This is a genomic window from Micromonospora sp. NPDC023644 (genome assembly GCF_040640115.1).
GTDB lineage: Bacteria > Actinomycetota > Actinomycetes > Mycobacteriales > Micromonosporaceae > Micromonospora.
This window is the reverse complement of record NZ_JBFABA010000005.1, coordinates 244,340-257,023: the sequence shown is the minus strand read 5'-3', so window position 1 is coordinate 257,023 and position 12,684 is coordinate 244,340. Positions and strand designations below refer to the sequence as shown.

15 protein-coding genes are annotated in these 12,684 nt (G+C 73.2%); 2 read left to right on the top strand and 13 right to left on the bottom strand.

Features of this window, described 5'->3' with window-relative positions; translation table 11 throughout:
• Nucleotides 1-501: 501 nt before the first annotated feature.
• The 5 genes from tatC to AB0G08_RS06755 form a co-directional block, all read right to left on the bottom strand.
• Nucleotides 502-1,452 carry a twin-arginine translocase subunit TatC gene (tatC, locus tag AB0G08_RS06775; RefSeq protein WP_358084172.1) on the bottom strand — a complete coding sequence of 317 codons (951 nt, stop codon included), beginning with the start codon at nucleotides 1,450-1,452 and terminating at the stop codon, nucleotides 502-504.
• A gap of 18 nt (nucleotides 1,453-1,470) precedes the next feature.
• Nucleotides 1,471-1,794, bottom strand: a complete 324-nt coding sequence (tatA, locus tag AB0G08_RS06770) for a Sec-independent protein translocase subunit TatA (RefSeq protein ID WP_358084168.1) — start codon at nucleotides 1,792-1,794, stop codon at nucleotides 1,471-1,473.
• A gap of 210 nt (nucleotides 1,795-2,004) precedes the next feature.
• Complete coding sequence (locus AB0G08_RS06765; RefSeq protein ID WP_358084165.1) at nucleotides 2,005-2,253, bottom strand: hypothetical protein; 249 nt, start codon at nucleotides 2,251-2,253, stop codon at nucleotides 2,005-2,007.
• Between the two features lie 10 nt (nucleotides 2,254-2,263).
• Nucleotides 2,264-3,316 carry a YafY family protein gene (locus tag AB0G08_RS06760; RefSeq protein ID WP_358084163.1) on the bottom strand — a complete coding sequence of 351 codons (1,053 nt, stop codon included), beginning with the start codon at nucleotides 3,314-3,316 and terminating at the stop codon, nucleotides 2,264-2,266.
• Nucleotides 3,313-4,311, bottom strand: coding sequence for a WYL domain-containing protein (locus tag AB0G08_RS06755; RefSeq protein WP_358084160.1), 999 nt, complete (start codon nucleotides 4,309-4,311; stop codon nucleotides 3,313-3,315). The genes AB0G08_RS06760 and AB0G08_RS06755 overlap by 4 nt, the downstream gene beginning before the upstream one ends.
• 126 nt (nucleotides 4,312-4,437) lie before the next feature.
• Between AB0G08_RS06755 and AB0G08_RS06750 the strand changes: the two genes are divergently transcribed.
• A complete protein-coding gene (locus AB0G08_RS06750) occupies nucleotides 4,438-4,704 on the top strand; it encodes a hypothetical protein (protein ID WP_358084157.1) in 267 nt (88 codons plus the stop codon).
• The gene (locus AB0G08_RS06745; RefSeq protein ID WP_358084154.1) at nucleotides 4,677-5,762 is read left to right on the top strand and encodes a DUF3866 family protein; all 1,086 of its coding nucleotides are present in this window, start codon (nucleotides 4,677-4,679) and stop codon (nucleotides 5,760-5,762) included. The genes AB0G08_RS06750 and AB0G08_RS06745 overlap by 28 nt, the downstream gene beginning before the upstream one ends.
• A gap of 85 nt (nucleotides 5,763-5,847) precedes the next feature.
• Here AB0G08_RS06745 and AB0G08_RS06740 read toward each other — a convergent pair whose 3' ends face one another.
• The 8 genes from AB0G08_RS06740 to dop all read right to left on the bottom strand — a co-directional run bounded on the left by AB0G08_RS06740 (nucleotide 5,848) and on the right by dop (nucleotide 12,611).
• Nucleotides 5,848-6,396, bottom strand: a complete 549-nt coding sequence (locus AB0G08_RS06740; RefSeq protein WP_358084151.1) for a carboxymuconolactone decarboxylase family protein — start codon at nucleotides 6,394-6,396, stop codon at nucleotides 5,848-5,850.
• Nucleotides 6,397-6,542: 146 nt separating this feature from the next.
• Complete coding sequence (locus tag AB0G08_RS06735) at nucleotides 6,543-6,728, bottom strand: hypothetical protein (RefSeq protein WP_357881543.1); 186 nt, start codon at nucleotides 6,726-6,728, stop codon at nucleotides 6,543-6,545.
• 68 nt (nucleotides 6,729-6,796) lie between these two features.
• Nucleotides 6,797-8,155, bottom strand: coding sequence for a Pup--protein ligase (gene pafA, locus AB0G08_RS06730; protein WP_357881540.1), 1,359 nt, complete (start codon nucleotides 8,153-8,155; stop codon nucleotides 6,797-6,799).
• Nucleotides 8,156-8,452: 297 nt separating this feature from the next.
• Complete coding sequence (gene prcA, locus AB0G08_RS06725; RefSeq protein WP_358084148.1) at nucleotides 8,453-9,277, bottom strand: proteasome subunit alpha; 825 nt, start codon at nucleotides 9,275-9,277, stop codon at nucleotides 8,453-8,455.
• A gap of 61 nt (nucleotides 9,278-9,338) precedes the next feature.
• Nucleotides 9,339-10,178 carry a proteasome subunit beta gene (prcB, locus tag AB0G08_RS06720; protein ID WP_192581475.1) on the bottom strand — a complete coding sequence of 280 codons (840 nt, stop codon included), beginning with the start codon at nucleotides 10,176-10,178 and terminating at the stop codon, nucleotides 9,339-9,341.
• On the bottom strand, nucleotides 10,097-10,714 hold the full coding sequence (locus AB0G08_RS06715; RefSeq protein ID WP_358084145.1) for an endonuclease domain-containing protein: 618 nt from the start codon (nucleotides 10,712-10,714) through the stop codon (nucleotides 10,097-10,099). The genes prcB and AB0G08_RS06715 overlap by 82 nt, the downstream gene beginning before the upstream one ends.
• A gap of 57 nt (nucleotides 10,715-10,771) precedes the next feature.
• Nucleotides 10,772-10,987: a ubiquitin-like protein Pup gene (locus AB0G08_RS06710; RefSeq protein ID WP_088993750.1), complete on the bottom strand. Its 216-nt coding sequence runs from the start codon at nucleotides 10,985-10,987 to the stop codon at nucleotides 10,772-10,774.
• Between the two features lie 106 nt (nucleotides 10,988-11,093).
• A complete protein-coding gene (gene dop / locus AB0G08_RS06705; protein ID WP_357873633.1) occupies nucleotides 11,094-12,611 on the bottom strand; it encodes a depupylase/deamidase Dop in 1,518 nt (505 codons plus the stop codon).
• Nucleotides 12,612-12,684: the final 73 nt, after the last annotated feature.

Genomic DNA, 12,684 nt, shown 5'->3' with positions numbered 1-12,684 from the left:
TGTCGACAGCTCCCCGTTGCACTGCCTGCGAGGCGGTGACGAATCGGCCGGGCACCGGAGGCCCAGGCCGCGATCCTCACCTCCGGACAGGGCGGCGCCGAGGACGCCGGGCCCTGCGGCGGCTGTCCGCGGCGGGACGAACGGGGCGACGGGCGTCCCGGGCCGCCGCGGCGGGGAGGTGACCTCCGGCGCGGCGAGAGGTGGACGACGAAACGTCGGGCGACGCACTGGACAGCGACCTCCCTCGTCGGACACGTCGACACATCGTAAAGATCTGCTTACCCGATTGCAGCTCGTGGGTGCCTCATGACGGATTGTCGACTGGGTGCTGACGGCTGACCCGACGTGCGTTAAGGGAGTGGCACACCGCGCGGGGCGGCACCACCCCGGCGGCGGCCCGCACGGTGCGACGACCACCCCCGCCGGCCCCTGGCCGCAAACGGAACAAGCCCCCGGCGAGGGAGGGCTTGTTGCCGTTGACTACGGGGAACGACCGGCCGGTCAGGTCATGTCGTCGTAGCGCCGGTCGATCGGCGCCGGCGCGGCGACCGGTTCCGGGGCGACGATCGGCGCGCTGGCGTCCACCCGCTGCCCGGCCTGAACCGGCTCGGGGTCGAACGTCAGCGGCGACACCTCGTCGTCGTCGATGCCGGCGTAGATCTCCTTGCCGCGTCCCTTCCGCCTGTCGTTGAGGAACGCCACCCCGACGGCGACGAAGTAGAGCAGCGACAGGCAGAGCGCCAGCAGGGTCATGCCGAACGGCCCGGGATCGGGGGTGGCCACCGCCGCGAACGCGAAGCAGATGAAGACCACCGCCCGCCACCAGCTGAGCAGCCGGCGGGCGCTCACCACCCCGGTGAAGTTCAGCATCAGCAGGGTGAGGGGGAACTCGAACGCCACCCCGAAGAGCAGGATCATGTTGGTGACGAAGGAGATGTACCGGGTCACCTCCAGCTGGGAGTCGGTGCCGGTGACCCCGGCCTCCAGCAGGAAGGCCAGGCCCTTGTCCACCACGAAGTAGGCCAGCACCGCGCCGGCGGCGAACAGGGGCGCCGCGATCGCCACGAAGAGGTACGCCCACTTGCGCTCGTGGCGGTGCAGGCCGGGCGCGATGAACGCCCAGAGCTGGTAGAGCCAGACCGGCGCACCGATGATCAACCCGATCCAGAGCGCCAGCTTCAGCTTGAGGACGAAGCCGTCCGCCGGCGCGAGCATCAGGAAGTTCTGGCACTCACCGTCGACCACCATGCCGGGAAGCCGGCAGTACGGCTGCTTGAGCAGGTTGAACGCCGGCTGGGCGAGCAGGAAGCCGCCGATCAGCCCGACCGCGATCGCCAGGGAGGCCCGGAACAACCGGGTGCGCAGCTCGCGGATGTGCTCGATGAGCGTCATCGAGCCGTCGGCGGCCCGTTCGAAGTTGCTCGGGCCGCGCTTCTTGAGGGCGAAGGCCACGGGTCTCGGGCCCTTCGGTCAGTTGTCGCGGACGCGCTGCGCCGGGTCGTTGACCGGGGGTGCGTACGGCTGCTGCGGGGCGACGTGCGGCTGCTGCCCGGGGTGCGGCGGCGCGTACGGCTGGCCCTGGACGGTCTGCGGCGGGAGCGGCTGGTAGGCGGACTGCGCGTCGGCCTTCTCGGCGAGGTCGCGGTCGTCGTCGTGCAGGCTCTTGGTCTCGGCCTTGATGATCCGCAGCGAACGGCCCAGCGAACGGGCCGCGTCCGGGAGCCGCTTCGCGCCGAAGAGCAGGATCAGCACGACCACGAGTACGGCGATGTGCCACGGCTTGAGGGCACCCATGGGAAGCTCCAGTCGCTCTGTGTCGTCGTGTGGGGTTGTACCGCAGCCCATCGTACGTCCGCCGACGGCCGCTGCCACCCGCCGGGTGGTGCGGGTTCGCCCCCGGCCGGTGAAGTCTTGACCAACGCGGGACGTCCCGTCAACCGTCTGCCGAAGGATCGTTCCTGCGCGCAACCGGACCGGTTCGCGCAGCGACCGGGCATCGACCGATCAGCCGCCGCGCCTGGCCTTGATCACGGCCAGCCGCCGCTGGGTGGTGTCGAGCTGCTCCTGGAGGGCCTCGGCCCGCGCCTGGAGGGTCTCGGCGGTCTCCCGCAGCGCCTCCGCCTCGCTCGCACGCCGTTGCAGGGCCACGGCCGCGCGACGCAGCCGGGGCAGCCGCCCCAGCACCGGCCGCAGGGCCAGGACGAACACGACGAGCGCGAACAGCACCACCGCGAGCACGATCCACTTCACCACGGCGGCCAGCCTACTGCGTGCCGGCGGTCACCGCCGGGTCGGCCGGGGACACCGCCCGCGGCGTGTCCGGCCCGCCGACGGGCACGGGTGGCGGCGAGGCGTACGCGTCGAGGGCGGCGACCGCCGCGGCCCGGACCTGCTCGGCCAGCTCGGCCGGGGCGACCACGGTCACGTCCGGGCCCAGTCCCAGCACGAACCGGCGGGCCCAGCCCAGGTCGGTGACCCGCAGCGAGACCAGCCAGTGGTCGCCGCCGCCGGCCTCGATCCGCTCGCACGGGTAGTACTCGGTGAGCCACCGCTCGCCCCGACCGATCCGCAGGGTGATCAGCGGCAGGTCCGGCGACGGGCGGAACACGCCCTCGGTGAGGTCGTGCGGGCGGGCCTGCGGCGGCACCGCCGCCCGCTCGTCCAGCTCGGCGACCGCGTCGATGCGGTCGGCCCGGAACAGCCGCACCGCCTCCGCCCGGCGGCACCACGCCTCCACGTACGCCCGCCCGCCGACCATCAGCATCCGCAGCGGGTCGACGACGCGGTCGGTGGTCTCGTCCCGGGCGGCCGTGTAGTAGGTGATGCGCAGGGCCCGGCCGCTCTCGACGGCCGTCCGCAGCTGCTCCACCCGGTGCGTGTCGGCGGGCAGCCGGACCTCGACCGGCGCCGCCACCAGGTCGCCGGCCGCGTGCTCGATCTTGGCGAGGGCCCGCTCGACGGCCTCCCGGTTGGTCACCCCGGGCATCTCGGCGAGCATCCGCAGCGCCACCACCAACGCGAGCGCCTCGTCCGGGGTGAGCCGCAGCGGCCGGTCGATGCCGGCGTCGTAGGTGATCGTCACCCGGTCGCCGTCGAACGCCATGTCGATCAGGTCACCCGGGCCGTAGCCGGGCAGCCCGCACACCCACAGCAGCTCCAGGTCCTCGCGCAGCTGCCGCTCGGTGACGCCCAGGTCACCGGCCGCCTCGGCCAGCTCGATGCCGGGCCGGGCCAGCAGGTAGGGCACCAGGTTCAGCAGCCGGGCCAACCGGTCGGCCGACGCGCGGGAGCCGCCCCGGGCGGCCGGCCGGGTCACCGGACACCCCCGGCGACCGCGAGGTCGTCGTGCCGGGCGGCGATCTCCTTGAGCCGCTGGATGACCGCGTCGCGCACCTCCGGCGGATTTAGCACCCGCACGTCCGGGCCGTAACCGACGAGCTGGCCGGCGAGGAAGTCCGCGTCGGCGTAGGGCAGGACGAGCCGGTCGCCGTCGGGCCCGGCGCTGACGCCCACGGCCCAGCGGCGCAGCCCGGCGGCGCGACCGGCGGCGACCAGCACGGTGGCCCGCCCGGTGCGCTCCGCCGGCCCCGACCAGCGGGCCACGTGGCTGATCAGGTCGACCCCGGCCGGCGGCTCGTAGCCCCCGGGGGCGCCGGCCGCCCGGACCGTGCCGACCACCCGGGACAGTCGGAAGCAGCGGGTCGCCTCACGGTCGAGGTCGTGCCCGACCACGTACCAGCGGCCCCGCCAACAGACCACGCCCCACGGCTGCAGGCGGCGACGGGTGGGGTCGTCGCGGTCGGGCACCCGGTAGTCGAAGCTGACCTCGCGCCGGTCCCGGGCCGCCGCGGTGAGCGGCGCGAACGCCGGGTCCACCGTGACCATCGGCTCCAGGCCCAGCGTGGCCTGCGGGTCCACGTCGACGCCGGCGGCGCGCAGCTTCGCCAGCCCGGAGGAGGCGGCGGCGGCCAGGCCGGCGTGCTGCCACAGCCGGGCGGCGATGCCGACCGCGGCGGCCTCGTCCGGTTCGAGGGGGATGTCGGGCAGCGCGTACTCCCGGTGGGCGATCCGGTAACCGGGCTCCGCGTCGAAGACGCTCGCCGTCCCGGTCTCCAGCGGCACACCCAGCTCGCGCAGCTCGGCCTTGTCCCGCTCGAACTTGCGCTGGAAGGCCTCGTGGTCACGCGCGTCGTCCGGATCGTGCTCGTAGCCGGGCACGGTCGCGGCGATCTGCGCGGCGGTCAGGAACCGTCGCGTGGAGAGCAGGCAGATAACCAGGTTGACCAGGCGTTCGGTGCGGGTCCGCGACACGCGGTAGACGCTAGCAGTCCGCCCGCCGTGCCCGTGCACCCACGCGGGCAGGACGTGCGCCGCGTCGCGGCCGACCGGTGGACCGGTCGCCGGGCGGCCGGCCGCCGACGACCCTACAGTGACGTGTTGACCCAGCCGGAGGTCAGGACCGACCGCGTCGGCACCGTCGCGGTGGCGGGGGCCGCCGACCAGGCCAAGCGGCGGCTCACCGCCCGCCACCCGGCCGTCCGCTACGTCTTCCTCGACCCGACCGGCACCGCCGGCCCCGCGACGACCCGGGGTCGGACGGTCCCGGCGGCTGACCGCCGCCCCGGGCACGCCGCCCCGGGCGCGCCCGGGCGGGGCGGCGCGCTAGCGTGCCGGGCATGGTGCGATGGCGGTCGGGAACGGTGACGGCGCTGCGACGGCAGTGGAGCGGGGCGATGGAACTCGACGTCGACCTGCCCGACGGCGGCACCGTACGCGCCCTGGCCTACCCCGCGCTCGTCGGCCGGCCCGAGCCCGGCGACCGGGTACTGCTCAACGCCGGCGCGCTGCTGATGGGCCTCGGCACCGGCGGGTACGCCCTGGTCGTGGCGCTGCCCGACCGGCTGCCGCCGGACCCGCCGCAGGCCCTCGACACCCGCGACGCCGGCCACCTGGTCAAGGCCCGCTACACCCCGCTGCAGCCGATCCTGCTCGGCGTCGACGAGGAGGCGTCCCCGCACCGGGAGGTGATGGCCGCCGCCGACGACCTGGCCGGCCTGCCCGTCGTCACCGCCGACCTGCACTCCGCCCTGCCGGCGATCCTGGCCGGCATCCACGCCGACGCCCCCGCCGCCCGGGTGGCGTACCTGCTGACCGACGGCGGGGCACTGCCGGCCTGGTTCTCCCGCACCCTCGCCGGGCTGCGCGACCACCTCGTCGGCACGGTCACCGTCGGCCAGGCGTTCGGCGGGGACCTGGAGGCGAGCACCGTGCACAGCGGGCTGCTGGCCGCCCGGCACGTGCTGCGCGCCGACGTCGTCGTCGTCGCCCAGGGGCCGGGCAACCTGGGCACCGGCACCCGGTGGGGCTTCTCCGGGGTGGCCGTCGGCGAGGCCGTCAACGCCGTCGCCACGCTGGGCGGGCGCCCGGTCGGGTCGCTGCGGATCTCCGACGCCGACCCCCGCCCCCGGCACCGGGGCGTGTCGCACCACAGCCTCACCGCGTACGGCCGGGTGGCCCTCGCCCCCGCCGAGCTGGTCGTGCCCGACGGCCTGGCCCCGGCGCTGGCCGACGAGGTCGACGCGGCGCTGGCGCCCCTCGCGGCGCGGCACACCCTCGTCCGGGTCCCGACCGACGGGCTAGACGCCGCGCTGCGGGCCGCGCCGGTGCCGCTGTCCACCATGGGCCGGGGCCTCGACGCCGACCACGCCTACTTCCTGGCCGCCGCCGCGGCCGGCCGGCACTCCGCACGCCTGCTGGCCTGACCCGCCCGGCCGTCCGGCGCCGTCGCGGGCGCGGCGCCCGCCGGCGGGGCCGGGCCCGGCCGACGGAACGCCCGGCGGCGCCCGGTCAGCTCGCGCCGTAGCCGTAGCGCACGATGTGTTCCGCGGTCAACTCGTACACCGCCGGGTCCTCCGGGGCCAGCGTGCCCAGCCCGTCGACGTACCGGTTGAACATGCAGAACGCCGCCGCGATGAGGACCGTGTCGTGGATCTCCAGGTCCGTCGCGCCGGCGGAGCGCGCGGCCTTGACCAGCTCCGCCGTCACGTCACGGCCGCTGCGCTGCACGGCGCCGGCGATCTCCAGCAGCGCCCGCAGCTTGTCGCTGACCTCGGCGGTCGCCGGATCGGCACGGACCTGGTCGACCAGCCGCATGCCCAGGGGCAGCTGCGCCGCCGCGAACGCCGAGTGCGACGCGCAGCAGAACCGGCACTCGTTCAACCCCGACACGTACGCCGCGATCAGTTCCCGCTCGCCGGGGCTCAGCGTCGGGTGCGGGGCGCGCAGCAGCGTCTCCGCCAACTCGTTGAGCGGCTTGGCCGTCTCGGGGCGGAACCGCATCGGGCCGTTGATGCCCGGATGCGCCCGCTCGTCGAGACCTAGGTCGATGTGCGCCATGCCGTCACCCTCCCTGCCGCGACCACGGCGTGCGCGGCCGGCCACCGGAACTGCCCAACGGGCATGACGGTTCCAGCTTCGCCGGGGCCGGCGCAACTTCGAGGTTGCGGCCCCGGCGGTCCGCCACGACGTCGCGCCAGGGCGGCTCAGGCCAGGAAGATCAGGGCCAGCCAGGCGCCCACGATCAGCACCAGCGCGAGCGCCAGCACCCAGGTGGGCACCGTGTACTCGCCGCGGCGGTTGCGCTCGATCTCGGCGCGGATCTTCTCGCGGCGGCGCTCGGCCCAGTTCTGCCGCTGGCGGCCGCTCTCGGGAGGTTCGGAAGTCGTCATGGCGCGGTCAGCCTACCGGCCCCGCCGGCCCGGACGGCGGTCAGCACCGCACCGGGCCGGCGTCGCCGTCACATGCTGGCGATCAGCCGCTCCACCCGCTCGTCGTACGCCCGGAACGGGTCCTTGCAGAGCACGGTGCGCTGCGCCTGGTCGTTGAGCTTCAGGTGCACCCAGTCGACGGTGAAGTCGCGCCGCTTCTCCTGGGCGTGCCGGATGAACTCCCCGCGCAACCGCGCCCGGGTCGTCTGCGGCGGGGTCTCCTTGGCCTCGAAGATCTCCGGGTCGGTCGCCACCCGGTCCACCTCGCCGCGCCGCTCCAGCAGCCCGTAGAGGCCCCGGCCCCGGCGCAGGTCGTGGTAGGCGAGGTCCATCTGGGCCACCCGCGGGTGCGACAGCGGCAGGTCGTGCTTGCGCTGGTAGCGCTCGATGAGCCGCAGCTTGGTCACCCAGTCGATCTCCCGGGACACCGGCTCCAGGTCGCCGGTCTCCACCGCGCGCAGCACCCGGCCCCACAGCTCCACCACCCGCTTGGCGGTCTGGTCGCCGCCGCGCCGCTCCACGAACTCGGTCGCCTTGGCCAGGTATTCCTGCTGGATCTCCAGCGCGCTGACCTCCTTGCCGGAGGACAGCCGCACCTTGCGCCGCCCGGTGATGTCGTGCGACACCTCGCGGATCGCCCGGATCGGGTTCTCCAGCGTCAGGTCGCGCATCACCACCCCGGCCTCGATCATCCGCAGCACGATGTCGGCGGTGCCGACCTTGAGCAGCGTGGTGACCTCGTTCATGTTGGAGTCGCCGACGATGACGTGCAGCCGGCGGTAGCGCTCCGCGTCCGCGTGCGGTTCGTCGCGGGTGTTGATGATCGGCCGGCTCCGGGTCGTCGCCGATGAGACGCCCTCCCAGATGTGCTCGGCGCGCTGCGAGAGGCAGTAGACCGCCCCGCGCGGCGTCTGCAGCACCTTGCCCGCCCCGCAGATCAACTGCCGGGTGACCAGGAACGGGATCAGCACGTCGGCCAGGCGGCCGAACTCCCCGTGCCGCGACACCAGGTAGTTCTCGTGGCAGCCGTACGAGTTGCCGGCCGAGTCGGTGTTGTTCTTGAACAGGTAGATCTCGCCCGCGATGCCCTCGTCGTGTAGCCGCTTCTCCGCGTCGACGAGCAGACCCTCCAGGATCCGCTCACCGGCCCGGTCGTGCGCGACCAGGTCCACCACCGAGTCGCACTCCGGGGTGGCGTACTCCGGGTGCGAACCGACGTCCAGGTAGAGCCGGGCGCCGTTGCGCAGGAAAACGTTGCTCGACCGGCCCCACGACACCACGCGGCGGAAGAGGTACCGGGCGACCTCGTCGGGGGACAGCCGCCGCTGCCCACGGTAGGTGCAGGTGACGCCGTACTCGGTCTCGAGGCCGAAGATTCGCCGCTCCATGATGAGACATTAGCCGCCCGAGGCCCCAGATGGGCAGCGCACACCGCGCCCGTCTCACCCGGGGTGCCCGTCGGCCCACCCCGCACACCGCGGCGCGCCGCCCGGTGAGCGCCCGACCGGCCGCCGCGTCCCAGGTGGACGCTCGGCGTCCCGGACCCCGGCACCCTCATCCCGGGAGGCCCGGGAGCGGCGGAGGCCGCGTGAGCCAGCCTGCGACGGCCCGGGGGCACCGCCACACGACGGAGCGGGCGGCCGGGCGTCCCGAGACGCCTGGCCGCCCGCCCGGGACGTGCTCCGCTACGCCTCGGGGGTCTCCTGGCCCTCCAGGTCCGCCGAGCCGGCCGACGTGGTGGGCTTCTTCGCCTCCTCGGTCGGCGAGGTCGGCGCCTCGGGACGGGCCGACACCGGCTCCTCGGCGGCCTTGTCGCCGTCGAGCAGCGCGGTCAACGCGGCCCCGGTGATGCGGCGGAACGTCCGCCCCACCCGGCGCCGGTCCAGGACCGCCACCTCCAACTGGTTGGCGGCGATGGTCCGGGCGGCGCCGCCCTCTCCCCCGACGCTGCTCAGCGCCTGCATCGCGACCTTCACCGCCTCACCCAGCGACATGTCCGGGCGGTGGTGCGACTTCAGCACGCCGGTGATCGCCTCGGCCTGCCCACCCATCGCCATCCGGCCCGGCTCGTCGTTGACGGAGCCGTCGTAGGTGAGCCGGTAGAGCTCGTCGTCCTCGGCGGTGGTGCCGACCTCGGCCACGCAGATCTCCACCTCGAACGGCTTCGACTGCTCGGTGAAGATGGCACCCAGGGTCTGCGCGAACGCGTTCGCCAGGGCCCGGCCGGTGACGTCGCGCCGGTCGTAGCTCAGGCCGTTGAGATCGGCCATCCGCACGCCGGCGCGGCGCAGGTTCTCGAACTCGTTGTAGCGGCCGACGGCGGCGAAGCCGATCCGGTCGTAGATCTCACTGACCTTGTGCAGGGCGCTGGAGAGGTTCTCGGCGACGAAGAGCACCCCGCCCTCGTAGCTCAGGACCACCGCGCTGCGGCCCCGGGCGATGCCCTTGCGGGCCAGCTCGGAGCGGTCGCGCATGATCTGCTCGGGCGAGGCGTAGAACTGCATGGCCACGGCGGCGGTTCTCCTTAGGGCGCTGTGCTGACGGCTGCTGACTGGTGCGGGCGGGAGCGGATCAACCGCCCGGGTTCTCCATCCGGCCGGAGACCACGCTCTCGGCGATCGCCGACATCTCCTCGTCGGTGAGCCGGTGGGTGCCCTCCGCCGTCGCCGTCATGACCACCGGGTAGATCCGCCGGATCAGGTCCGGGCCGCCCGTCGCGGTGTCGTCGTCGGCCGCGTCGTAGAGCGCCTCGACCGCGAGCCGGACCGCCTCGTCGATGGAGAGCCCCGGCTGGAAGCGCTTCTTCAGCGCCGACCGGGCGAAGAGCGAGCCGGAGCCGATCGCGTCGTAGCCGGTCTCCTCGTAGGGGCCGCCGGTGACGTCGAAGCTGAAGATGCGCCCGGCCCGCGCCGGGTCCTTCGCGGCCAGGTCGTAGCCGGCGAAGAGCGGGATCACCGCGAGACCCTGCATCGCGGCGCCCAGGTTGCCGCGGATCATCGAGGCGAGCCGGTTGGCCTTGCCGTCGAGCGAGAGCATCGCGCCCTCGATCTTCTCGTAGTGCTCCAGCTCCACCTGGAACAGTCGCATCAGCTCGATGCCGATCCCCGCCGTGCCGGCGATGCCGACCAGGGAGTACGCGTCGGCCGGGTGCACCTTCTCGATGTCGCGCTGGGCGATCAGGTTGCCCATGGTGGCCCGCCGGTCGCCGGCCATCACGACGCCGCCGGCGGCCGAGATGGCCACGATGGTCGTCGCGTGCGGCGCCATGTCTGCGGCCATACCCGGCGGCAGTGGCCGGCGGCCGGGCAGCATCTCGGGGGCCACCTTGCTCAGGAACGAGGTGAAGGAGGACGTCCCCGCGTTGGTGAACACATCTGGTAGACGCCCGGATGGATCAAAACCCGCTGCCACGTGGTTCCTCTCAGATATGTGATCGCCCCGGCCAGCCGCGACTGATCGTCACGGAACTGGCCGAGACCACCGTTGCAGTTGAAGCACAATATCCCGCGCACCCACCCGGTGCGATGGTCGTGGTCCAGATGTTGCGGGTCCGGTGTGCCACAGATCGCGCAGACCCCGCCCTGCTCGGCCAGGAGCTCCTGGAACTCCTTCTCCCCGACGCCGTAGCGCCGCCGCAGGTGGTACTCGCGCGTGCCGCCGTACAGGCGCTGAGCGGTCTCCCTGCCACGCGCGTTGTGGCAGGGCTTGCAGTAGCTGTGCCGGCCGCTGCTCTTGGTCGTGCGCGGAAACTCGTCGACCGGCTTGACCTGGTCGCAGTCCGGGCACCACTTGAGCCCTTCGCCGACCGGGGTGGCCGACCGCTTCTGCGGCCCGATGCCACGCCTGCGGCGGCTCGCCGTGGAGCGAGCCGCCGCACACGACTTGCAGTAGTAGGCGAGCCCGTCCGCCCGTCGCCGGTTGCGGTGGAACTCGGCGGCGGGCAGCAATCGGTCACACTGGGGGCATACCTTGCCCGACGCTTGAGGCGAATCGGGCATAAAGTATCACTCCCCCCCTTTCTGGACATAGCCGCGCACGAATTCCTCGGCGTTCTCCTCGAGGACGGAGTCGATCTCGTCGAGCAGGTCGTCGACGTCCTCGGTGATCTCGGCGTGCCGCTCCGCCACCTCCGGGTTCGCCTCGGTGGTGACGTCCTCGATCTCCTCGCCCTGACGCGACTTGCCCGACTGCGACTGCCCGCCGCTGTCACGAGTGGCCATTGCTGCCTCCTCCACGATCGCCCTGCGATCAACTTACCTCGCGGAGGCGACGAAAAGCCCGCCGCGCGCCGGCTTCGGCGCACGGCGGGAATCCGTCGACGACGCCTCAGCCGCCGGTGAGGGTCTCCAACAGGTCCTTCGCGCTGGGGCAGCGGTCGAAGAGCGCGCCCACGTGCTTGCGGGTGCCGCGCTCCGGCTCCATCATCGGCACCCGCACCAGCGACTCCCGGCCGACGTCGAAGATGACCGAGTCCCAGCTGGCCGCCACAACCTCGGAGGCGTACTGGGCCAGGCAGCGGCCGCGGAAGTAGGCCCGGGTGTCCTCCGGCGGCTCGGTCATCGCGGTACGGGTCTGCTCGTCGTCGAGCAGCGTCTTCATCGCGCCCCGGGAGACCAGCCGGTGGTAGAGGCCCTTCTCCGGGCGTACGTCGGAGTACTGGAGGTCGACCAGCTGGAGCTTGTGCGAGCCCCAGCCGAGCTGCTCCCGCTCCCGGTAGCCCTCCAGCAGCCGCAGCTTGGCCACCCAGTCCAGCTCGTCGGCGCAGAGCATGACGTCGCGGCCCAGCCGGTCCAGCACGCGCTCCCAGCGGGCGAGCACGTCGAGGGTCTGCTCGTCGGCGTCGGTGCCGTAGCGGTCGTCCACGAAGGACCGCACCCGCTCGTAGTAGGCCCACTGCACGTCCAGGGCGGTCAGCCGCCGCCCGTCGCGCAGCCGCATGCGGTGCGACAGGGACGGATCGTGGCTGACGGCGCGCAGCTCGCTGACCGGGTCGGCGATGCCGAGGTCGGCACCGAGCGCCTTCTCCTCGATCATCGTGAGGATCAGCGCCGTCGTGCCGACCTTGAGGTACGTGGAGATCTCCGACAGGTTCGCGTCGCCGATGATGACGTGCAGCCGGCGGTACTTGTCGGCGTCGGCGTGCGGCTCGTCGCGGGTGTTGATGATCGGCCGCTTGAGGGTCGTCTCCAGGCCGACCTCGACCTCGAAGAAGTCCGCACGCTGGGAGATCTGGAAGCCGCTCTGCCCGCCGTCCTGGCCGATGCCGACCCGGCCGGCGCCGCAGACGATCTGCCGGGTCACGAAGAACGGCGTCAGGTACGCGACGATGTCGGCGAACGGCGTCTGGCGGCGCATCAGGTAGTTCTCGTGCGAGCCGTAGCTGGCGCCCTTGTTGTCGGTGTTGTTCTTGTAGAGGTGGATCGGCTGGGTGCCGGGGATGGTGGCGGCGCGGCGGGCCGCCTCGGCCATCACCCGCTCCCCCGCCTTGTCCCAGCGCACCACGTCCAGCGGGTTGGTCACCTCGGGGGTGGAGTATTCCGGGTGGGCGTGGTCGACGTAGAGCCTCGCCCCGTTGGTGAGTATCACGTTGGCCAGCCCGAGGTCCTCGTCGGCGAGCGCCTCGGCCGGGTCGTACGCGGCGCCGGAGTAGGTGAAGCCGCGCGCGTCCCGCAGCGGCGACTCCTCCTCGTAGTCCCAGCGGGCGCGGCCACCCCGGTTGAGTTCCGGACGCGCCCCGTAGGCGTTGACCACCTGGGAGGAGGTGACCATGGGGTTGGCCCCGGCCTGGCCGGGAACGGAGATGCCGTACTCGACCTCGGTGCCCATGATCCGTCTTACGCTCATCGACCTACCCGCTTCGCTCGCCCGACCCGGTCCCCCGTCACGTCGAGCGTAGTCGGCCGCGCGACGGAAGGGG